Source organism: Georgenia subflava (assembly GCF_009193155.1).
Lineage (GTDB): Bacteria > Actinomycetota > Actinomycetes > Actinomycetales > Actinomycetaceae > Georgenia > Georgenia subflava.
This window is the reverse complement of the sequence record NZ_VUKD01000002.1, coordinates 408,682-429,664: the sequence shown is the minus strand read 5'-3', so window position 1 is coordinate 429,664 and position 20,983 is coordinate 408,682. Positions and strand designations below refer to the sequence as shown.

The window sequence follows — 20,983 nt, the reverse complement described above, 5'->3', positions numbered from 1 at the left end:
CTCAGAGCAGGCGACGCGCTGCCGCCCACCTCGTCAGCTCGTGCCGGGAGGAGAGCTGGAGCTTGCGCAGCACCGCCGAGACGTGCGTCTCCACGGTCTTGACCGAGATGAACAGCTCGCTCGCCACCTCCTTGTAGGTGTAGCCGCGCGCGATGAGGCGCATGACCTCACGCTCCCGGGCCGTCAGCCGGTCCAGCTCGTCGTCGTGCACGGCGACGTCGGCGGCGGCGGTGCCGAAGGCGTCGAGCACGAAGCCAGCCAGCCGGGGCGAGAAGGCGGCGTCGCCGGCTGCCACCCGCCGGATCGACGCCGCGAGGTCGTCGGCGCTGATCGCCTTGGTGACGTAGCCGCGGGCACCCGCACGGATGACGGCGACGACGTCCTCGCTCGCGTCGGAGACCGACAGTGCGAGGAACTTGGTGGCGGTGAGCGAGTCGGCGCACGTGGCCACGACCTCGGCCCCTCCCCCACCCCGGCCGCCGGGCAGGTGCACGTCGAGCAGGACGACGTCCGGCTGCAGGGCGTGCACCGCCGCCACCGCCCCTTCGACGTCCTCGGCCTCGCCGACGACGTCGACGTCCGGGGCGTGGCGGACCAGCTCGGCCCGCACCCCGCTGCGCACCAGCGCGTGGTCGTCGACGATGAGCACCCTGATGGGCTGGTTCTGCTCGGTCATTGCTGCCCCTTCCGTGGCATCACGAGGTGGACCTCGGTACCGGTCGTGCGCGAGCGCACCCGGGCGCTGCCGCCGTGGCGGTCCATCCGCCCCACGATCGACTGCCGGACGCCGTGCCGGTCGTCCGGGATGGCGTCCGGGTCGAAGCCGTCGCCGCGGTCGCGGACGAAGACCTCGGTCTGCTCCGGTGTCACCTCGACGTACAGGCTCACCGGCGCCCGGCCGTGCACGACGGCGTTGCCGAGGGCCTCCCGGGTGGCGGCGACGAGGATCTCGGTGCCCGCGTCCGGCTCCGTGTCGCCGGCGGTGACGACCTCGATGGCCACGCCGTGCAGGTCCTCGACCTCGGCGGCGACCTGGCGCACGGCGTCGGCGGTGGAGGTGCCGGGGGCGGGCCGGTCCGTGTAGAGCCACTCCCGCAGCTCACGTTCCTGGGCCCGGGCCAGCCGGGACACCTCCTCGCTGTTCCCGGCGCGGGCGCGGATCATCGACAGCGTCTGCAGCACCGAGTCGTGCAGGTGGGCAGCGATGTCAGCGCGCTCGGACTCGCGGGCGCGGGCCTCGCGCTCGGTGCCGAGCTCGCGCACCAGCCGGAGCAGCAGCGGCGCGAGCACCACGGCCACCCCGGCCACGACGGCCAGCCCGGCCGCGGTGCCACGGAGCAGCTCGACCGGGCTCTCGTCGCGACCCACGAGCAGCAGCGCACCGACGACGGCGAGGACCACGCCCCCGCCGACGCGCAGGACGACGGCGCTGCGGCCACCGGGCGTGAGGCCGCCCGCACGGTTCAGCGTGGCGAGCTGGCCCCAGGCCAGCGCCGCCCCCGCGGCGACGATGAGGGCAGGGACGAGCCAGCTCGCGGGCACCGCGACGTCCGCGCGCCACAGCAGGAGCATGCCGGCGACGGCCAGGAGGGCGAGCGCTATCGCGATGTCTCGGACCGGCCCGGTGAGCTGCAGCGCCCGCAGCCTCGGGGCGAGACGTGTCCGTCCGGCGGGTCGTACGGCGTCGCGCGGGTCGCCCGCGGGCACTGTGATCCACAGCCAGAGGTACATGAGCACCCCGGCGCCGCCGGCCAGCGCCGTCAGGGCGGCGCCCAGCCGGACGTACGCCACCGGCACGTCGAGATGCACGGCGAGTCCGTGGCACACGCCGGCCAGCCACCGGCCCTGTGGGGGACGGCGCAGCGGGAGCCGGCGTCCGACAGCCGGCACGGGAGGTGCGCTCACGGCCCAATCGTCACACGCGACCGCCTCCGGACCCTCGTGCACCGACGCAATCCAGGGTTCTCCCCAGCCAAGTTCAGGGTCCGACCAGGGTCGTCCCCGATGGTGACAGGCCCGGTGGAGAGGGTTGGCTGGCACCATGACCAGCACAGGCACACCTGACAGTCCGGGCCCCGTCCCTGGCGGACCGGGCGAGCGCCCGCCCGCCGGCGACCAGCACGGCGCCCCATCCACCGGCGCACCGCACACGTGGTCCCACGGTGGCGGCACGCACGGCGAGAGCACGCACGGCGGCACGCACTTCGGCACCCAGCAGGGCACCGCGCACGGTGGCTCCCCGCACCGCACGCAGCACGGCGCAGCCCAGGGCGGCGCCGGGTGGGGCGGCCCCGAGCCACAGCCACGTCCGTCGACGACGGCCGGGTTCTTCGCCTCGATGCGGCGCACCGGGATCTGGCGTGGCCAGGACCGGTGGATCGGCGGTGTCGCGGCCGGGATAGCCCGCCGCCTCGACGTCGACCCGCTGCTCGTGCGCGGGATCCTCGTGGTCCTGAGCTTCTTCGGCGGACTCGGGCTGCTGCTCTACGGCATCGGCTGGGCGCTGCTCCCGGAGGAGTCCGACGGTCGTATCCACCTGCAGGAGGCGCTGCGCGGCAACGTCGACGCAGCACTCGCCGGCGCCGTCATCTTCGTCATCATCGGTCTGGCCCGACCCGGCACGTGGTGGGCCGGGTTCGGCTACTGGGGCGACGGGTGGTTCCTCCTGAGCCTGGCGTTCGTCGCTCTGGTGATCGTCGGGGTCGTCGCCCTGGCCCGCCGTGGGTCGTCCGCCGCGGCGTCGGCCCCGCCGCCGCACGGAGGCACCCCGTGGAGCCCGGGTCCGGCACCCGTGTGGTCCGGCGGCCAGGAGTTCCACACCTCGTCCGCCGGGCACGACGTCCACGGCACAACGACGCCCCCGGCACACACGGCCCCCGGCCAGGCCGCCTCCGGCGCCGCCGGCGCGCCTCGGAGCGCGCCAGAAGCACCTGGGACCGCATACGGCCAGGCCGCTTACGGCACCGGTCCCGAATCGCCTGGGACCGCATACGGTCAGGCGGCTTACGGCACCGGTCGCGACGAACGCTCCCAGACCGCCTACGGACAGGCCGCCTACGGCGCCACGCCGGCAGCGGGACCGTCGCCTGCACCTGGCAGCGTCCCGTGGTCGGCCACGACGGCGGGCTCGGCCGGCGTACCGGCGGGCCCGTACGGCCCAGCCCAGGCGTCGTACCCGCCGCCGGTGCCGCCGCGACCGAAGTCCCCCGGACCGGGCTCGGCCCTCGTGACGGTGATCCTCGCCCTCGCTCTGCTGACGACCGCCGGCCTGCTGCTGTGGGACCGCGTCGAACCCCTCGGCTGGATGCTGCCGCTGACGATCGGTGGCGCCGTCCTCGCGCTCCTCGGCCTCGGCGTCATGATCGCGGGCGCCGTCGGGCGGCGCGGCGGCGCACTGTCGGTGCTGGGCGTCCTCGCCGCGTTGCTGGTCGTCCCCGTCACCTCGGCGACGACCGTCGGACCGGTGGCCGCCGGGTTCACCCCGGGCGGTGCCTTCGGTGACCACACCTTCGCGCCGACCACCACGGAGGAGGCGGCCGAGGGCTACGACCTCCTGGCCGGGGACCTCGATGTCGACCTCAGCCGGCTCGACCCCGCCGGCGACCCTGTCACGGTCCCGGTCCACTTCGGTGCCGGCGATCTCCGGGTCGTCCTGCCCGCGGATCCCGCCGTGCGGCTCGACATCGAGCTCGGTGCCGGCCAGATCCAGGGGCGCACGTCCCCGGGCTGGTCGGGCCCGATCGAGGAGACGACGAGCGCTCTCGGCCCGGCGACCTGGCAGGACGGCAGCTCGATCGACGCCACCTTCATCTCTCCGGCCGCGCAGGAGGACGAGGCGGAGATCGTCCTCGTCATCACCGCCGGCGCCGGCGACATCACCATCGAGGAGCAGCGATGAACGACAAGCAGAACGAGCCGAGCGAGGAACCCACCGCGGAGCAGCCGGTGTGGTCTGCCGCACCGAGCGCCGGGTCCGCGCCCGGGCCGGGCGCCGCGGACACAGGGTCCACCGACACCGTGTGGTCGGCGACCACCGTCCCTGCCCCCGCCGTCCGCCGCGGCGCCCGCACCGGCACCCTGATCCTGGGACTGATCCTCACCCTGTGCGGGATCGGCGCGATCGCGGTCGCCCTGGGGTACAGCATCGACCTGCAGCTCGCGGTGATCGTGGTGCTGGTCGTCGCCGCTCTCACCCTGCTGATCGTCCCCCTCACCCAGCGTGGGCGGAAGGATCGCGCCGGCACCGATTGACCGCGGCGCGGCACGAGACCACGGACGCCGTGGGCGAGATCGTCGCCCACGGCGTCCGTGGCTGTGGCGGCCGTCAGCCGCGGCGGGTCAGACCCGGGCCGGCTCCGACCGGTCGGAGCCGGTCGACGTCGCCACCGGGACGGATGCGGGCCGGACCAGGCTGGTCAGCGCCCAGCCGACGAGGACGAAGAGGACGCCCAGCCCCATGACGAGGGCGGCCACGCCGTAGGAGACCACCGAGGTGAACAGGGAGGCCCGCAGGAAGGACGCGTTCATGATCGTGCCGCGCTGGGCCTGGAGCGCCTGGTGCTCCTCGCTGCCCTCCTCGACCTCGTTCATCGCGGCGCCGAGCTCGGCGTAGGTCCGCCCCTCGGTCGCGGCGAGGGCGTGCTCGTTGATGATGTTGGCCTGGGCGTAGGCCGACAGCGGGCCGTCGACCCGGTCGCCCGGCAGCATCGCGGAGTCCTCCGGGACGGTGATGTTCTCGGCCTTGAGCTGGCTGGTCACGATGCCCCAGGTGACGCCGCCTGCGACGACGAACAGGACGCCGGCGACGATGGCGAGGATGCCGGCGATCTTGGCGGGGGTGGACTTCATGGCAGTGTCCTTTCAGGACCGTTGGTCTGGTCGGCCGGTGAGCCGTCCGGGGTGCTTGGGGGATCCGGCATCTGGTGCCTTCTCCGCTTTCGACACTCACAACACTAGAGCGGACATTTCGCCCGTTTCTGTGCCAAAGGTCCCGGGGTCCAAGGTCCCACCGCGGCGGTCGCAGGACTCGCCCGGCCGAGGCGACCGGGCAACGCCTCCCCGATCGGGTCCGGGGCCGGGGTCCTCGCCTGTGTGCTCCCTGGACGACCGGACGATCCGGCTCGTGGACCGGGTCAGGGCGACCGTGTGGTGGTGCGGGCGCGCGCGTAGAGCCCGTCCGCAGCGGCGAGCACGTCGCGCCAGTCGGCCGCGGGAGCGGTGGTGGCGTTGTGCTCGAGGATCCCGTCGAGCAGCCCCGGGTCCCGGGCGAGCCGCACGAGCGCGGCGGCGAGCGCGGCGTCCGCGGCGGCGTCGCCGAGGCCGTCGCTCCCGTCGGCTGTGAGGAGCCCGTCGACGCCGTCGGTGACGAACTCGCTGATCCCGGTGCCCCGCCCGGCCACGACGGCGAGCCCGGATGCCCGGGCCTCCAGCGCCGCGATCCCGAAGGCCTCCAGCCGGGCCGGGGCGACGAAGACGTGCGCGTCGGCGTAGCGGCGGGCCAGCTCGCCACGCGGCACCCGGCCCACCGGCTCCACCACGTCGGTCAGCCCTGATCGGGCCACCTCGGCCCGCACGGCCGCCTCGGCCGGCCCGGAACCGATGAGCTCCAGGTGCACCCGCGGCCGTCCGTCGGCGTCGCGGCCGAGCCGGTCGTGCACCGAGCCGATGATCCGCACCAGCGGGACGGCGCGCTTGCGCGGCGCCAGGCGCTGGGTGGCCACCACCCGCAACGGGGTCGACGGCGGCAGCTGCCCTGGTACGACGGAGGCTGCGCCGTCGCCGGTCGTCGACTGCGGCACGTGCCCTGGTGCGGCGCCGTCGGTCGTCGACGGCGCCCAGGCGGCGACGTCGAGGCCGTTCGGGACGACCAGGACATCCTCCGGCGGCCGCGCGAACACCTCGGCGACGCGCTGCGCCGCGACCGTCGAGACGGCGGACAGCGCCGCCGGTGCGCGGTGCCAGCCCGTCAGCCGGGCGCCGAGCCGGTACACCCCGACCGTGCCGTCGAGCATGCAGTGCCAGGTGATCGCCAGCGGCAGGCGGAGCCGCCGGGCGGCGCGCGCCCCGGCGTACGCGAAGGGCGAGACGACGCCGGCGTGCACGTGGACGACGTCCGGTCGCAGCTCGGCCAGGGCGCGGCGCAGCAGCGGGCCCTCGAGCGGGTGGACCGGCAGCCCGAGGGTGGCCCGGGAGGCGTAGCGGTGGACGTGGACGCCCTCTGACACGGTGTCCGCCCGGTAGCCGCCGCCGGGCAGTGCGGGGTCCGCCGTCGCCGTCAGGACGTGGACCTCGTGCCCCGCGCGGGCCTGGCGGGTCGCCAGGTCACGGACCTGGGTCTCGATCCCCCCGACCCGGGGCGGGTAGCAGTCGGAGACGTGCGCGACCCGCACGCCTCACTCCCACTCGATGGTGCCCGGGGGCTTGGAGGTCACGTCGAGGACGACCCGGTTGATCTCGGGGACCGTGTTGGTGATCCGGTTCGAGATCCGGGCCAGCACGTCGTACGGCAGTCGTGACCAGTCCGCCGTCATGGCGTCCTCGGAGGAGACCGGGCGCAGCACGACCGGGTGGCCGTAGGTGCGGCCGTCGCCCTGCACGCCGACCGAGCGCACGTCCGCCAGCAGCACCACGGGGCACTGCCAGATGTCCCGGTCGAGACCCGCGGCGGTCAGCTCCTCCCGCGCGACGGCGTCCGCCGCGCGCAGGATCTCGAGGCGCTCGGCGGTGACCTCGCCGATGATGCGGATGCCCAGGCCCGGGCCCGGGAAGGGCTGGCGCCACACGATCGCCTCGGGCACGCCGAGCTCGAGACCCACGGCACGGACCTCGTCCTTGAACAGGGTGCGCAGCGGCTCGACGAGCTCGAACTGCAGGTCCTCGGGCAGTCCACCGACGTTGTGGTGGGACTTGATGTTGGCGGCGCCCTCACCGCCGCCGGACTCCACGACGTCGGGGTAGAGCGTGCCCTGGACGAGATACCTCACCTCGGCCGACGACTCCCCGGCCTCCTCGACGACCTCCCGGGCGGCCTGCTCGAACACGCGGATGAACTCGCGCCCGATGATCTTGCGCTTGGTCTCGGGGTCGGTCACCCCGGCCAGCGCCCGGAGGAACCGGTCCGCGGCGTCGACGACCTTGAGGTTGACGCCGGTGGCGGCCACGAAGTCCTTCTCGACCTGCTCGGCCTCGCCGGCACGCAGCAGCCCGTGGTCGACGAAGACGCACGTGAGCTGGTCCCCCACCGCCTTCTGCACCAGGGCGGCCGCGACCGAGGAATCGACGCCGCCGGAGAGCGCGCAGATCACGCGGTCGGTCCCCACCTGCGCCCGGATCGCGGCGACCTGCTCGGCGACGACGTTGCCCGGCGTCCAGTCGGGGGCGAGCCCGGCGCCGTCGTACAGGAAGCGCTCGAGGGCCTCCTGGCCGAGCACGGAGTGCTTGACCTCGGGGTGCCACTGCATGCCGAACAGGCGACGCTCCCGGTCCTCGAACGCGGCGACCGGGGACCCCTCGGAGGTGGCGAGGACCTCGAAGCCCTCGGGGGCTGCCTGGACGGAGTCGCCGTGGCTCATCCAGACGGTCTGCTGGCTGGGCGAGCCACCGAGCAGCCCGCCGGCGGACTGGACGCGCACCGTGGTTCCGCCGTACTCACGGGTACCGGTCTGCGCCACCCGGCCGCCGAGCGCGCGGGCCATGGACTGGAAGCCGTAGCAGATGCCGAGGACCGGCACCCCCGCCTCGAAGAGCGCGGGGTCGGTGCTCGGGGCGCCCTCCTCGTACACCGACGAGGGGCCGCCGGAGAGGATGATCGCGGCAGGGTCCTTGGCGAGCATGTCCGAGACCGAGGCCGTGTGCGGCACGATCTCGGAGTAGACGTTGGCCTCGCGCACCCGGCGGGCGATCAGCTGGGCGTACTGGGCGCCGTAGTCGACCACCAGCACGGGTCGGGGAGCCGCCGGCGCGGTCGTCCCCGGCTCGGTCTGCGGCTCGGTCGCGGTGGGTGAAGGCTCTTCGGGCGTGCTCACGCGGTCAGGATAGACGGCGGCGCCGCACCCGCACCCGGGCGTCCAGGGCGACGCTGCATGCTCGGGTGACTCCGCGGACAGCTCGGCTCAGCGCGTCCCGCGCGGCCCAGCGGACAGCTCGGCTCAGCGCGCCCAGCGCGGCCCAGCGGACAGCTCGGCTCAGCGCGTCCGGGCCGCGGCCCGCTGGAGCAGCGCGGGCAGGTCGGCGTCGAACCAGCGCTGGGCGCGGCGCTCCATCACGAAGGAGAGGACCGGCACCACACCACCGGCGACGAGGGCGACGACGCGGCCGAGGTCCCAGCGCATCGCCGACCACAGGTTGAAGACCGTGACGAGGTAGACGACGTAGATCCAGCCGTGCACGAACGGAATCCAGTTGAGCCAGGCCTCTTCCACGCCGAAGCCGTACTTCAGGATCATCTCCACGCACAGGAGCAGCAGCATGGCGCCGGTGACGAAGGCCATGACCTTGTAGTTGCGGAACGTGCCCCGCAGCTTCCGCTCACGCTCCGCGACCGGTCCGCCGGTAGGTGCGGTGCTGCTCGTGCTCACGGTGGTTCCTCTCGACGGCGGACGGGCGCTGGCCCCAGTGTCTCAGGTCCGCCGGTGGGTGCCGTCCGGCGGTCGATCGGGCGCGCGGCGAACTAGGCACCGGGCGGGCCGCGGGACGGGGGCCGCCCGCGGTGGGCCGGCCGCCAGCGCGGGCCGACAGGGGTCGACAGGACGGGCCGGCAGGGCGCGCCGCCAGACCAGTAAATGAGATGGTCCGACGTCGGTGGGGGCGCGTAGGCTCGTCCCTCGTGCTCAACGTGCCCCAGGGTCATCCTGGACATCCTCCGCTGACCCGCCCGATGGCGTTTCTCGGGTGGCTCGCCCGGAGCGAGGCCGGGGTCCTGGCCTTCGCCGTCGCCCTCGGCATCGTCGAGGCCGTCTCGGTCGCCGCGGTGCCGTACCTCCTCGGCGTCGCCCTCGACGAGGGGCTGGCGCAGGGCCTGTCCACCGAGCTCCTCCGCACCTGCCTGCTGCTGCTGGGCGTCGGGCTCGTGGGCGCCGTCGCCAGCGCGTACGGCCACGTCGGGGAGATCGGCGCCTGGCTGCACGGGGCGTTCCGCACGTCCCGGCTCGTCGGGCACCACGTGACCCGCACCGGCGACGCGATCTCGGACGAGCTGCCCACGGGCGAGGTCGTCTCGACCGTCGCCTCGGACGCCTTCCACATCGGCAACGTCATGGAGGTCTTCCCCCGGTTCGTCGGTTCGGTCGTGGCCTTCGTCGTCGTCGCCGTCGTCGTGCTCCAGCAGTCGGTCACCCTCGGGCTCGTCATCCTCGTCGGCCTGCCGCTGACCACCACGGTCCTCGGCCTGCTGGTCAAGCCGCTGCACACCCGTCAGGCGGCGCACCGCGAGGCCTCGGGCCGCCTCACGACCCTCGGCTCGGACACCGTCTCCGGACTGCGCGTGCTGCGCGGCATCGGCGGCGAGGACGTCTTCGCCGCCCGGTACGCCGAGCAGTCCCAACGGGTGCGCACCGCGGGCGTCGGGGTCGCGACCACCTCCGCGATCCTGCACGCCCTCCAGGTGCTGCTGCCCGGCCTCTTCGTGGCCGGCGTCGTCTGGTTCGGCGCGCTGCTCGCCGTGCGGGGCGAGATCACCCCCGGCCAGCTCGTCGCCTTCTTCGGCTACACGGCGTTCCTGGCCGAGCCGCTGCGCGCCGCCACCCAGTTCGTCCAGATGATCACCCGGGCCCGCGTGGGCGCAGGCAAGGTCATCGGCGTGCTCAAGGTCCAGCCGGCGGCCGGCACCCTCGCCGAGTCCGAGGCGGCCGACGAGCGCGCCCCGGCCGCCCCGATCGGGGCACCGGGTGCGGCGTCTGCCGCCGCCACGCCCGGCGCCGCCGCCACTCCCGGCGCCGATGCCGCGTCCGGCGCTGCCGCTGCGCCCGGAGCGGCCACAACCCGCGCCACCACCACCGTGCCGGACGCGAACGCACGCCCCGCGGCCGAGCTCGTCGACGTCACCTCGGGCGTACGGATCCGTCCCGGCCGGACGACCGTAATCGTCTCCGAGGACCCCGACGAGTCGGCGGCCCTGGCCACCCGGCTCGGGCGGTTCGACGACGCGGCAGGCACCGTCACCTACGGCGGCGTCGCGCTGACCGACCTCCCGCTGGCGGAGGTCCGCGACCGGATCGTCGTCGCCGGCGCCACCCCGCAGCTGTTCACCGGCCGGCTGCGCGACGAGCTCGACCTGCGCGACCGGGCCGACGAGGCGGCGCTGTACCGCGCCCTCGAGGCGGCCGACGCCCACGACGTCCTCACCTCCATGCCGGCGGGCCTCGACGGCGAGATCACCGAGAAGGGCCGCTCCCTCTCCGGCGGGCAGCGTCAGCGCGTCGCCCTGGCGCGCGCGCTGCTGACCGAGCCCGAGACGCTCGTGCTCGTCGAGCCGACCAGCGCCGTCGACGCGCACACCGAGGCCCGCATCGCCGCACGGCTGGCCGACCACCGGGCCGGACGGACCACCGTGATCGTCTCCGCGTCGCCGCTGGTCCTCGAGCACGCCGACGAGGTCGTCTTCCTCGACGGCGGTCGCGAGCGCGCCCGCGGGCCGCACCGTGACCTGCTCGCCCGGGCCGCCGGCGGGGAACCCGACGCGGTCGCCTACCACCAGGTCGTCACCCGGCAGGCCGCGGGGTCCGACGAGCCGGCCGCCGAGCCCACCCCCGAGGAGGTCCGCTGATGCTGCTCCCCACCGCGGACGCGCGCACCGTCCGGACCCGCTCCCTGGCCCTGCTGAAGAACTACCGAGGCCAGCTCGCCCGCGTGGTGATCGTGCAGGCCCTGGCCGCCGTCGCCGCCCTGGCCCTGCCGTGGCTGCTCGGCGACCTCGTCGACGCCGTCGCCACCGGCACCACCGTCGCCTTCGTCAACCGGCTGGGGCTCGTCCTCGTCGGGGTGGTGCTCGTCCAGTCCCTGCTCACCCGGTTCGCGCACCGCGACGCCATGATCCTCGGCGAGGAGATCTTCGCCCGGCTCCGGGAGGACTTCCTCGCCACCGTCACCCATCTCCCCCTCTCGACGGTCGAGCGGGCCGGGACCGGTGACCTCATCGGCCGCACGACCAACGACGTCGACCGGATCCAGTGGATGGTGCGCTTCGGTGTGCCCAGGGTGCTGGTCACGAGCTCGACCATCCTGCTGACCGTGGTCGCCGCCCTCCTCGCCTCGCCGGTCACGGCCCTGTCCCTGCTGGTCGGCATCCCGATCATCGTCGTGGCGGTGCGCCGCTACCTGCGCGTCGCAACCCCGGCCTACCTGCGCAACTCCGAGGCCTTCGCCCGGCTGAACGGGGTCCTGACGGAGTCGGTCGAGCACGCCACCACCGTGGACGCGCTCGGCCTCGGCCGCCGTCGCCGGCGGATCACCGACCGGGCCATCGCCGAGGCGTGGGACACCGAGGTCGTCACCCTGCGCATGCGTGTGAGCCTGTTCTTCTGGCTGGGCGTCTCCTTCATGCTGCCGGTCGCGGCGGCCCTGCTGTGGGGTGCGTGGCTCGTCGAGCGCGACGCCGTCACCCTGGGTGCGGTCACCACCATCGCGCTGTACGCGATGCAGGTGCGCCCGCACGTCTCGGAGCTGCTGTTCTGGGTGGACGAGCTGCAGGTCGCCCTGGCCAGCCTGTCCAGGATCTTCGGCGTCAGCCTCGTCGAGCCGGACCGTGCCGCCAGCGGCGCGGCGCCCGACGACGAGCACATCGAGGCGCGGAAGGTGCGCTACGCCTACCGCGCGGGCACCGACGTCCTCCACGACGTCGACCTCGACCTGGTCCCCGGCGAGCGGCTCGCCGTCGTCGGGCCGTCCGGCGCGGGCAAGTCCACGCTGGGCCGGATGCTCGCCGGGATCCACCCGCCCACCGGCGGGTCGGTGACGGTCGGGGAGGTCCCGCTGGTGGATCTGCCGGAGGAGGACCTGCGCTCGCACGTCGCCCTGGTCACGCAGGAGCACCATGTCTTCGTCGGCACGCTGGCGGACAACCTGCGCCTCGCGCGCCCGGCGGCCTCACCCGAGGAGATGCGCCAGGCCCTCGACGCCGTCGACGCGCTCGGCTGGTTCGGCCGGCTCGAGAAGGGCCTCGAGACAGAGGTCGGGTCGGGCGGCACCGAGCTCACGCCGGCGCAGGCCCAGCAGGTCGCGCTGGCCCGGCTGGTGCTGCTCGACCCGCACACGCTGGTGCTGGACGAGGCGACGTCGCTCCTCGACCCGCGCGCCGCCCGGCACCTCGAGCGGTCCCTCTCGGCGGTGCTCGCGGGCCGCACGGTCGTGGCCATCGCCCACCGTCTGCACACCGCGCACGACGCCGACCGGGTCGCCGTCGTCGAGGACGGCCGCATCGTCGAGCTCGGGCCGCACGAGGACCTGGTGGCGGCCGAGGGCGAGTACGCGGCCCTGTGGCACTCCTGGCAGCAGGAGTAGGGGCCGCGACGACGCCGAAGGCGGCCTCCGGTCAGGTCCCGAGGACCTTGAACGCCGTGCTCCACGTGTTCCCGAGCGAGCCCTGCATGGCCATCTGCAGGAACCCGATCGCCTCGACCTCGCGGGCACGCTTGAGCGACCCGGCATCGAGTGCCCGCAGGCCGAGCGACTCGACGAGCTCGGTGACGGTCCGCCGCGCATCGTCGTCGTCGGCGGCAACGAGGACGTCCAGCTTCTGCCCGTCGACCTCCCCGGCGGTCAAGGGACCGGCCAGCGTCGTGTTGAACGCCTTCACGACCGTCGCGTTCCCCAGCCGCTGCTGGATCTCCTGCGCGCCGGAGGAGTCCCCCGGCGGGAGCATGCCGTCGAACGTCTCGACGTCCACCGGGTTCGTGATGTCGACGACGACCTTGCCCGCGAGCTTGTCGCCGAGACCGTCGAGCAGCTCCAGGAGCGGCTGGTAGTAGAGCGTCGGGATCACCAGCTCACCGGTGAGCTCGTCCTCGAGCGACCCGGCCGTGGCGTCGCCGCCGAGCTCGGCCGCGAGCTGCTGGGCCTTCTCCGGGTCCCGGCCCAGGATCTGCACCGTATGGCCGGCCTGGACGGCCCGGGTGGCGATGGCGCGCCCCATGTTTCCGTATCCGACGATCGTGACCTGCATCGACCTCACCCATCCCGTGCCGCATGCCCGGACGTTCCGGAAGCACTTCCATGACAGCACCTTCTCCGCTCACCCGCACCAGTGGCGCGGGAGGGCCGTCAGACCGTCCCGGCGCACGGGCGTCCAACGGTCCTCGCGCTCGGGCCACCCGGCGTCGAGTGCGGGGCGACCCCGGCGGCGCGCTCAAGCGGGGCGACCCCGGCGGCGCGCTCAAGCGGGGCGACCCCGGCGGCGCGCTCAAGCGATCCGGCGTCGTCGCCGCCAGACGGTTCCCGCGTCCTCGCCGTCAGACGATCCCCGCGTCCTCGCGACGACGGGTGGTCTCGTCGCGCACCGAGCGCCACCAGAGCATGAGCGCGAAGCCGCCGAAGATCACCCACTCGACGGCGTAGGCCAGGTTCTGGATGTTCAGCCCGGTCTCCTCAGCCATCCCGGGCGGGGTCGCGTGCGCCAGTCCCGCGGGCGACGTCGCCTCCCGCTCGCCGTCCGCAGTCGTGAACTCCACCAGGTAGCCGCTCCAGGTAGGCCCGCCCCAGAGACTGGCGAGCTCGGCGGAGCTGATCGCCCCGACCGTGCCGTCTCCCAGGTCCGTCGCCACCCCCGCCTCGGAGTCCTTGAGGTAGCCGGTGACCGTCTGCTCACCGGCGGGCGGCTCGAGCGCGTCCGCGACCGTCGCGTCCACCGGGACGGGGTCGCCGTCACCGAGGCTGACGGCGTCGGGCTCGACCCAGCCGCGCAGCACCGGCAGCATCGCCCCGGTGTGCGGGCCCTCGGTGACCCACAGCGCCGTGACGACCAGGACGGCGTCCTGACCGTCGATGGCACGGTCCGGGACGAGGACCTGCTGGTCGGGGTCATAGGTGCCGGTGACCTCCACCGGCACGGCGAGGTGCTCGGCGCGGAACGAGGTCTGGGGGGCGAGGACCTCCCCGATCGGTGCCGGGTCCTGCGCCAGGACGGCGGCGTGCTCGGCCTCGGCCTCGGCGGCGCCACGGGAGGTGGCGCGGTCCAGCTGCCAGGCCCCCAGCCGCACGCATACCAGCGCCGCCACCAGCAGCAGCACGAACAGGCCGACCATCTTCGGGGTGCGGGCGACCCGCCAGAAGTCACCGCGCCCACCGGTCATCCGGTCGGCGCCTCCGCCGGCAGGCCCGCCCGAGGAACCGTCGCCCAGACCACCGTGCCGGCCTTCGTCAGGCGGGTCGCCGGGCCCGCCGGGCCGGCCGGCGTCACCCAGGCCGCCGGGCCCGCCGGGCAGGCCGTCGTCACCCGGGTCGCCGGGCCGGCCGTCGTCGCCCGTGCCACCGGTGTCGCTCTCCCGCACCGGACCGGCCGGCCGACGCTCGTCCACGGACCCCACCCGCCCGGCGGTGCGGTCCGCGACCGGGCGCGGGGCGCTCCCAGGCGTGACCGGGGCCACGGGCTCGCTCACGGGGGTTGGGTCCACGGACCCAGGTTACGTGCCCGCGGATGTGCCCCGCCGTTGTGCACTCGGCCACAAGGCCTTCGCGGCCGGGCTGTCGAGGCAGCCCAGACACGCGCGAACCGGATATTTGTTGGAGACTGACTGCGTCGTTACCGAAGCTCGACCCGGCGCCACCGACACCCGCCGCAACCGGGGCCGCCCGGCCCGCGCAACGCCGTCGGGGCCACCGCGTCGAAGACCGTAGGGAGAGCTGATGACCACCACGACCACTGCCACCGGCGCCTGGCCCAGCCGCGACGACGCCACCTCCGACGAGCTCGACGCCACGACGCTCGAGCACGTCGACGCCTGGTGGCGGGCCGCGAACTACCTCTCGGTCGGGCAGATCTACCTGCTCGACAACCCGCTGCTGCGGACCCCGCTGAGCCGTGACGACGTCAAGCCACGGCTGCTGGGGCACTGGGGCACCACGCCCGGCCTGAACTTCCTCTACGCCCACATGAACCGGGTCATCACCGAGCGCGAGATCTCGGCGATGTACATCACCGGCCCGGGCCACGGCGGCCCCGGTCTGGTCGCCAACACCTACCTCGAGGGCACCTACACCGAGACGTACCCCGACATCACCCAGGACGAGGAGGGCCTGCGCCGGCTCTTCAAGCAGTTCTCCTTCCCGGGCGGCATCCCCTCGCACGTGGCGCCCGAGACCCCCGGCTCGATCCACGAGGGAGGCGAGCTCGGCTACGCCCTCTCGCACGCGTACGGCGCGGCGTTCGACAACCCGGACCTGCTCGTCTTCGCCGTCGTCGGCGACGGCGAGGCCGAGACGGGACCGCTGGCGACCTCGTGGCACTCGAACAAGTTCGTCAACCCCGCCAGGGACGGCGTCGTGCTGCCGGTGCTGCACCTCAACGGGTACAAGATCGCCAACCCCACGGTGCTCGCCCGCATCCCGCAGGAGGAGCTCGCGGACCTGATGCGCGGCTACGGCCACAAGCCGCACTTCTTCTCCGGCGGCTTCGACGACGAGGACCCCGCCGACTTCCACCGGCGCTTCGCCGAGCTGCTCGACACCGTGCTCGACGAGATCGCGGCCATCAAGGCCGAGGCCGCCGGCAACCCGGACATGGACCGGCCGCTGTGGCCGATGATCGTCTTCTCCTCCCCCAAGGGCTGGACCGGGCCGGAGAGCATCGACGGCAAGCAGACCGAGAACCACTGGCGTTCCCACCAGGTCCCGCTGGCCAGCGCCCGGGACACCGACGAGCACCTCGCCGACCTGGAGTCCTGGCTCAAGAGCTACCGCGCGGAGGAGCTCTTCGACGCCACCGGCCGGCTCGAGGCCGAGATCGCCTCCATCGCCCCCGCGGGACACCTGCGCATGAGCGCGAACCCGCACACCAACGGGGGGCTCGTGCTGAAAGACCTGCGCATGCCCGACTGGCGCGACTTCGGCGTCGACGTCGAGACCCCGGGTGCGCCGATGACCGAGGCGACGCGGGTGCTGGGGAAGTTCCTGCGTGAGGTGGTGCGGCTCAACCCGGACAACTTCCGGATCTTCGGGCCGGACGAGACCGCGTCGAACCGGCTGCAGGACGTCTACGAGGTCACCGACAAGCAGTGGAACGCCGAGTACCTGCCCACGGACGCCGACGACCCCCTGGCCCGCGCCGGACGGGTCATGGAGGTCCTCAGCGAGCACCAGTGCCAGGGCTGGCTCGAGGGCTACCTGCTCACCGGTCGGCACGGGCTCATGAACTCCTACGAGGCGTTCATCCACATCGTCGACTCGATGTTCAACCAGCACGCGAAGTGGCTGAAGGTCACCGACGAGCTCGCGTGGCGGCAACCGATCGCCTCGCTCAACTACCTGCTGTCCTCGCACGTGTGGCGCCAGGACCACAACGGCTTCTCCCACCAGGACCCCGGCTTCATCGACCACGTCGTCAACAAGAAGGCGGACATCATCCGGGTGTACCTGCCGCCGGACACCAACACGCTGCTGTCCACGTACGACCACGTGCTGCGCTCGAAGCAGTACGTCAACGTGGTGGTCGCCGGCAAGCAGCCCGCCCCGAACTTCCTCAGTGTCGACGAGGCGCTCAAGCACTGCGCCCGGGGCGTTGGCATCTGGGACTGGGCAGGCACCGAGGTCGACGGCGAGGACCCCGACGTCGTCCTGGCCTGCGCCGGCGACGTCCCCACCCTCGAGACCCTCGCCGCCGCGGACCTGCTGCGCCAGCACATCCCGGACCTGAAGGTCCGCGTGGTCAACGTGGTCGACCTCATGCGCCTGCAGGACGAGAAGGAGCACCCGCACGGGCTCGGGGACCGCAGCTTCGACAACATCTTCACCACCGACAAGCAGGTCATCTTCGCCTACCACGGCTACCCCTGGCTGATCCACCGCCTGACCTACCGCCGCAACGGCCACCCGAACATCCACGTCCGCGGCTTCAAGGAGGAGGGCACGACGACCACACCGTTCGACATGGTCATGCGCAACGACCTCGACCGGTACCACCTCGTCATGGACGTGATCGACCGGGTCCCCGGCCTGGGCCAGCGGTACGCCGGACTCAAGCAGAAGATGATCGACGCCCGGGTCGAGGCCCGGATGTACGCGTTCCAGCACGGGGCGGACATCCCGGTGGTGGCGGACTGGGTGTGGCCCGACGTCGGCGAGACCGGGACCGAGGTCGGCGGACCGAACGCCTCCGCCGTGACCGGCGGGGACAACGAGTAGGACCGCGAGCCCGCCCGGCGGGACAACGAGCGGGACGGCGAGCCCGCCCGGTCGCGCGAGGCGGGCACGACCCGGACGGGTTCCGTAGGGCGGCCGTCTCGGACGGGGTTCCGTAGGGCGGCCGTCTCGGCGGCCGGGGCAGTGCTCCGGCCGCCGGGGGCCCGCCGCCTGGCCCCGGACAACACCCAGCACCCGCCGCGGTGCAGCACGAGAGAGAAGGACAGCGCTGTGGCGCAGAGCATCTACATCGCCTCACCCGAGGGGTACACCGGCAAGTCGACAGTGGCGCTGGGCCTGGTGGACCTCTTCGTCCGCCGGGTCGAACGGGTGGGGGTGTTCCGCCCGGTGAGCCGCAGCGGCGACGAGCGGGACACCGTGGTGGACCTGCTGCTCGGCCAGGGCGGAGTCACCACCAGCTATGAGGACGCCATCGGCGTCACCTACGACGACGTCCACACCGACCCCGAGGCGGCGCTGGCCACGATCGTGGAGAAGTTCCGCGCGGTGGACAGCGCCAACGAGGTCGTCATCGTCGTCGGCTCCGACTACACCGACGTGGCGAGCCCGGCCGAGCTCGCCTTCAACGCCCGGGTCGCCGCGAACCTCGGCGCCCCCGTGCTGCTCGTCGTCTCGGCGGTGGACCGCAGCCCCGCGGAGGTGGAGCAGGTCGCCGAGCTGGCCGCCGTCGAGATCGCCCAGGAGCACGCGACGACGGTCGGGGTGCTCGCCAACCGGTGCGCGCCGGCGCAGCTCGAGGAGGTCCGCGCGGCGCTGACGGCCGAGGGCCGGCCGGGCTGGGTCATGCCGGAGGTGCCGCTGCTGTCCGCACCGGTCGTCCGCGACCTCATGCGGGCCCTGGACGGTGAGCTCATCCACGGCGACGAGGCGCTGCTGGACCGCGAGGCGGAGCACATGCTCGTCTCCGGCATGAACACCGAGCACATCCTCGAGCGCCTCCGCGAGGGGCAGCTGTGCATCGCCGCCGGCGACCGGCCCGAGGTCCTCATCACCCTGATGACCGCGCACGCGTCGGAGACGTTCCCCTCGCTGGCCGGGATCGTCCTCAACGGCGGCTACCGCCCCTCGCCCCAGGTGGTCAAGATGGTCGAGGGCCTCGGACAGCGCCTGCCGGTCATCTCCACCTCGCACGACACGTACGAGTCGGCGCGCATCGTGGCCACCACCCGCGGTCAGGTCTCCCGCGGCACGCAGCGCAAGCGCGACCTCGCCCTCGGCACCTTCGAGCAGCACATCGACGCCGACGCGCTGATGCGGACCCTCGACGTGCCGCGCAGCGAGGTCGTCACGCCGCTGATGTTCGAGTCCCGGCTGCTCGAGCGGGCCCGCGCCGACCGCCAGCACATCGTCCTGCCCGAGGGCGACGACGACCGGATCCTCCGCGCCGCCTCCACCCTGCTGTCCCGTCAGGTCGCCGACCTGACGCTGCTGGGCAACGAGTCGCAGGTCCGCGCCCGCGCCGCCGAGCTGGGGCTGGACCTGGAGGGTGCTCGGGTGCTCGACCCGGCCACCTCCGACCTGACCGAGGAGTTCGCCGCCGAGTACACGCGGCTGCGCGCCCACAAGGGCATGCGGATCGAGCGGGCGCGCGAGATCGTCCGCGACGTCTCCTACTTCGGCACGATGATGGTGCACACGGGCAAGGCCGACGGCATGGTCTCCGGGGCGGCGCACACCACCGCGCACACCATCAAGCCGTCCTTCGAGATCATCAAGACGAAGCCCGGCACCTCGATCGTCTCCTCGGTGTTCTTCATGTGCCTGGCGGACCGGGTCCTGGTCTACGGCGACTGCGCCATCAACCCCGACCCCACCGCCGAGCAGCTGGCCGACATCGCGATCTCCTCCGCCGCCACGGCCGCCCAGTTCGACGTCGACCCGCGCGTCGCGATGCTCTCCTACTCCACCGGCGCGTCGGGCGCGGGTGCCGACGTGGACAAGGTCCGCGCCGCCACCGAGCGCGTGCGGGAGGACCGGTCCGACCTCTTCGTCGAGGGCCCCATCCAGTACGACGCCGCCGTCGACGCCTCGGTCGCCAAGACCAAGCTGCCCGGGTCCGACGTCGCCGGCCGGGCGACCGTGTTCATCTTCCCGGACCTCAACACCGGCAACAACACCTACAAGGCCGTGCAGCGCTCCGCCGGCGCGGTGGCCGTGGGACCGGTGCTGCAGGGTCTGAACAAGCCGGTCAACGACCTCTCCCGCGGCGCGCTGGTCCAGGACATCGTCAACACGGTGGCCATCACCGCCGTGCAGGCCCAGGCCGACAAGGCCGCCGGCGGTGTCCCGGCGCCTCACGCCACGGCCGCCGCCGACAAGGCCGCCGGCAGTGCCCCCGCGCCGGACGCCACGGCCGCCTCCGCCGGCGCCCGGGTACCCGACGTCACCGCCTCCGCCGACAAGGAGATCCGCGCATGAGCAGCACCGTCCTCGTCATCAACTCCGGTTCGTCGTCGATCAAGTACCAGCTCCTCGACCCGGCGGACGGCACGTCGCTGGCCTCCGGGCTGGTCGAGCGGATCGGCGAGTCCGAGGGCCACCTCGAGCACCGGGCGGGCGGCGAGACCGTCGAGCGCAACGACCCGGTCCCCGACCACGGCGAGGGCCTTCGGACCGTCCTCGAGCTCTTCGACACTGTCGGCCCGCAGCTGTCCGACGCCGGGATCGTCGCGGTGGGGCACCGGGTCGTCATGGGCGGGAAGCAGTACGACGGCCCGACGCTCATCGACGAGGACGTCATCGCCACGATCGACCGGCTCTCGCCGCTGGCGCCGCTGCACAACCCGCCGAACCTCGCCGGGATCAAGGTGGCGCGCGAGCTGCTGCCGGACGTGCCGCACGTGGCGGTGTTCGACACGGCGTTCTTCCGGCGCCTGCCCGCCGCGGCCGGGAACTACGCGCTGAACAAGGAGGTCGCCGAGCGGTACCAGGTGTACCGGTACGGCGCGCACGGCACCTCCCACCAGTACGTCTCGGGCCAGGTCGCGAAGCTCGTCGGTGGCGGGGACGACCTGCGCCAGATCGTCCTGCACCTGGGCAACGGCGCGTCGGTCTCGGCGGTGGTCGGCGACCGGGCGGTGGAGACCTCCATGGGCATGACCCCGCTCGAGGGGCTCGTCATGGGCACCCGGACCGGCGACATGGACCCGGCGATCATCTTCCATCTCGCACGCGTCGCCGGGATGGACGTGGACGAGATCGACACCCTCGTGAACAAGAGGTCGGGCCTCAAGGGACTCACCGGGGAGAACGACCTGCGGATGGTCCACCGCATGGCCGACGACGGCAGCGCCGACGCCCGCCTCGCCCTGGACGTCTACGCCCACCGGATCCGCAAGTACATCGGCTCCTACGCGGCGGTCATGGGCGGGCTCGACGCCCTGAGCTTCACCGCCGGCGGTGGCGAGAACGACGCGGTGATGCGGGCCAAGGTCGCGAAAGGCCTGCAGTTCCTCGGCATCGAGGTCGACGAGGAGCGCAACGCGGTGCGCTCCAAGGAGGCCCGAGTGATCTCGCCCGACGGCGCCCGGGTCACCGTCCTGGTCGTCCCGACCAACGAGGAGCTCACGATCGCGCGCCAGGCGGTCTCGCTGCTCTGACCCGGCCCGGCGGTCGCGCTGCTCTGACCGGCATGACT

General features: G+C 73.4%; 15 protein-coding genes. 7 read left to right on the top strand and 8 right to left on the bottom strand.

Features of this window, described 5'->3' with window-relative positions:
* Position 1: 1 nt before the first annotated feature.
* Positions 2 to 676 (bottom strand): LuxR C-terminal-related transcriptional regulator, encoded by a 675-nt coding sequence (locus tag GD748_RS08550; RefSeq protein WP_152194752.1) that lies wholly within the window; start codon positions 674 to 676, stop codon positions 2 to 4.
* Positions 673 to 1,905 carry an ATP-binding protein gene (locus tag GD748_RS08545; protein WP_226921003.1) on the bottom strand — a complete coding sequence of 411 codons (1,233 nt, stop codon included), beginning with the start codon at positions 1,903 to 1,905 and terminating at the stop codon, positions 673 to 675. Before GD748_RS08545 ends, GD748_RS08550 begins: the two co-directional genes overlap by 4 nt.
* Before the next feature lie 136 nt (positions 1,906 to 2,041).
* Here GD748_RS08545 and GD748_RS08540 point away from each other — a divergent pair, with 136 nt between their 5' ends.
* Together GD748_RS08540 and GD748_RS08535 are read left to right on the top strand one after the other, a co-directional pair.
* Positions 2,042 to 3,898: a PspC domain-containing protein gene (locus GD748_RS08540; RefSeq protein ID WP_152194751.1), complete on the top strand. Its 1,857-nt coding sequence runs from the start codon at positions 2,042 to 2,044 to the stop codon at positions 3,896 to 3,898.
* Positions 3,895 to 4,251 (top strand): hypothetical protein, encoded by a 357-nt coding sequence (locus GD748_RS08535; RefSeq protein WP_152194750.1) that lies wholly within the window; start codon positions 3,895 to 3,897, stop codon positions 4,249 to 4,251. Before GD748_RS08540 ends, GD748_RS08535 begins: the two co-directional genes overlap by 4 nt.
* A gap of 87 nt (positions 4,252 to 4,338) precedes the next feature.
* On the opposite strand, the gene GD748_RS08530 is transcribed toward GD748_RS08535, so the two are convergent.
* The 4 genes from GD748_RS08530 to GD748_RS08515 all read right to left on the bottom strand — a co-directional run bounded on the left by GD748_RS08530 (position 4,339) and on the right by GD748_RS08515 (position 8,576).
* The gene (locus GD748_RS08530; protein WP_152194749.1) at positions 4,339 to 4,848 is read right to left on the bottom strand and encodes an aromatic ring-opening dioxygenase LigA; all 510 of its coding nucleotides are present in this window, start codon (positions 4,846 to 4,848) and stop codon (positions 4,339 to 4,341) included.
* A gap of 284 nt (positions 4,849 to 5,132) precedes the next feature.
* Positions 5,133 to 6,389, bottom strand: coding sequence for a glycosyltransferase family 4 protein (locus GD748_RS08525; RefSeq protein WP_152194748.1), 1,257 nt, complete (start codon positions 6,387 to 6,389; stop codon positions 5,133 to 5,135).
* 3 nt (positions 6,390 to 6,392) lie between these two features.
* Positions 6,393 to 7,940 carry a glutamine-hydrolyzing GMP synthase gene (gene guaA, locus GD748_RS08520; protein WP_152195067.1) on the bottom strand — a complete coding sequence of 516 codons (1,548 nt, stop codon included), beginning with the start codon at positions 7,938 to 7,940 and terminating at the stop codon, positions 6,393 to 6,395.
* 243 nt (positions 7,941 to 8,183) lie between these two features.
* Complete coding sequence (locus GD748_RS08515) at positions 8,184 to 8,576, bottom strand: DUF3817 domain-containing protein (protein WP_226921001.1); 393 nt, start codon at positions 8,574 to 8,576, stop codon at positions 8,184 to 8,186.
* A 299-nt stretch (positions 8,577 to 8,875) separates the two neighbouring features.
* On the opposite strand from GD748_RS08515, the gene GD748_RS08510 reads away from it, so the two are divergent.
* Entirely contained in the window at positions 8,876 to 10,762 is a 1,887-nt protein-coding gene (locus tag GD748_RS08510; RefSeq protein ID WP_152194747.1) for an ABC transporter transmembrane domain-containing protein, read from the top strand.
* Positions 10,762 to 12,495, top strand: a complete 1,734-nt coding sequence (locus GD748_RS08505; protein WP_152194746.1) for an ABC transporter ATP-binding protein — start codon at positions 10,762 to 10,764, stop codon at positions 12,493 to 12,495. Before GD748_RS08510 ends, GD748_RS08505 begins: the two co-directional genes overlap by 1 nt.
* 31 nt (positions 12,496 to 12,526) lie before the next feature.
* Here the strand turns inward: GD748_RS08505 and GD748_RS08500 are convergent, their stop codons facing one another.
* The gene (locus tag GD748_RS08500) at positions 12,527 to 13,156 is read right to left on the bottom strand and encodes an NADPH-dependent F420 reductase (RefSeq protein WP_152194745.1); all 630 of its coding nucleotides are present in this window, start codon (positions 13,154 to 13,156) and stop codon (positions 12,527 to 12,529) included.
* Between the two features lie 286 nt (positions 13,157 to 13,442).
* Positions 13,443 to 14,603, bottom strand: a complete 1,161-nt coding sequence (locus GD748_RS08495) for an SURF1 family protein (RefSeq protein WP_152194744.1) — start codon at positions 14,601 to 14,603, stop codon at positions 13,443 to 13,445.
* Positions 14,604 to 14,835: 232 nt separating this feature from the next.
* Here GD748_RS08495 and GD748_RS08490 point away from each other — a divergent pair, with 232 nt between their 5' ends.
* From GD748_RS08490 to GD748_RS08480, 3 genes are all read left to right on the top strand, one after another.
* Entirely contained in the window at positions 14,836 to 17,328 is a 2,493-nt protein-coding gene (locus GD748_RS08490) for a phosphoketolase family protein (protein WP_152194743.1), read from the top strand.
* A gap of 228 nt (positions 17,329 to 17,556) precedes the next feature.
* The gene (gene pta, locus GD748_RS08485; protein WP_152194742.1) at positions 17,557 to 19,764 is read left to right on the top strand and encodes a phosphate acetyltransferase; all 2,208 of its coding nucleotides are present in this window, start codon (positions 17,557 to 17,559) and stop codon (positions 19,762 to 19,764) included.
* Positions 19,761 to 20,945, top strand: coding sequence for an acetate/propionate family kinase (locus tag GD748_RS08480; protein WP_152194741.1), 1,185 nt, complete (start codon positions 19,761 to 19,763; stop codon positions 20,943 to 20,945). Before pta ends, GD748_RS08480 begins: the two co-directional genes overlap by 4 nt.
* Positions 20,946 to 20,983: the final 38 nt, after the last annotated feature.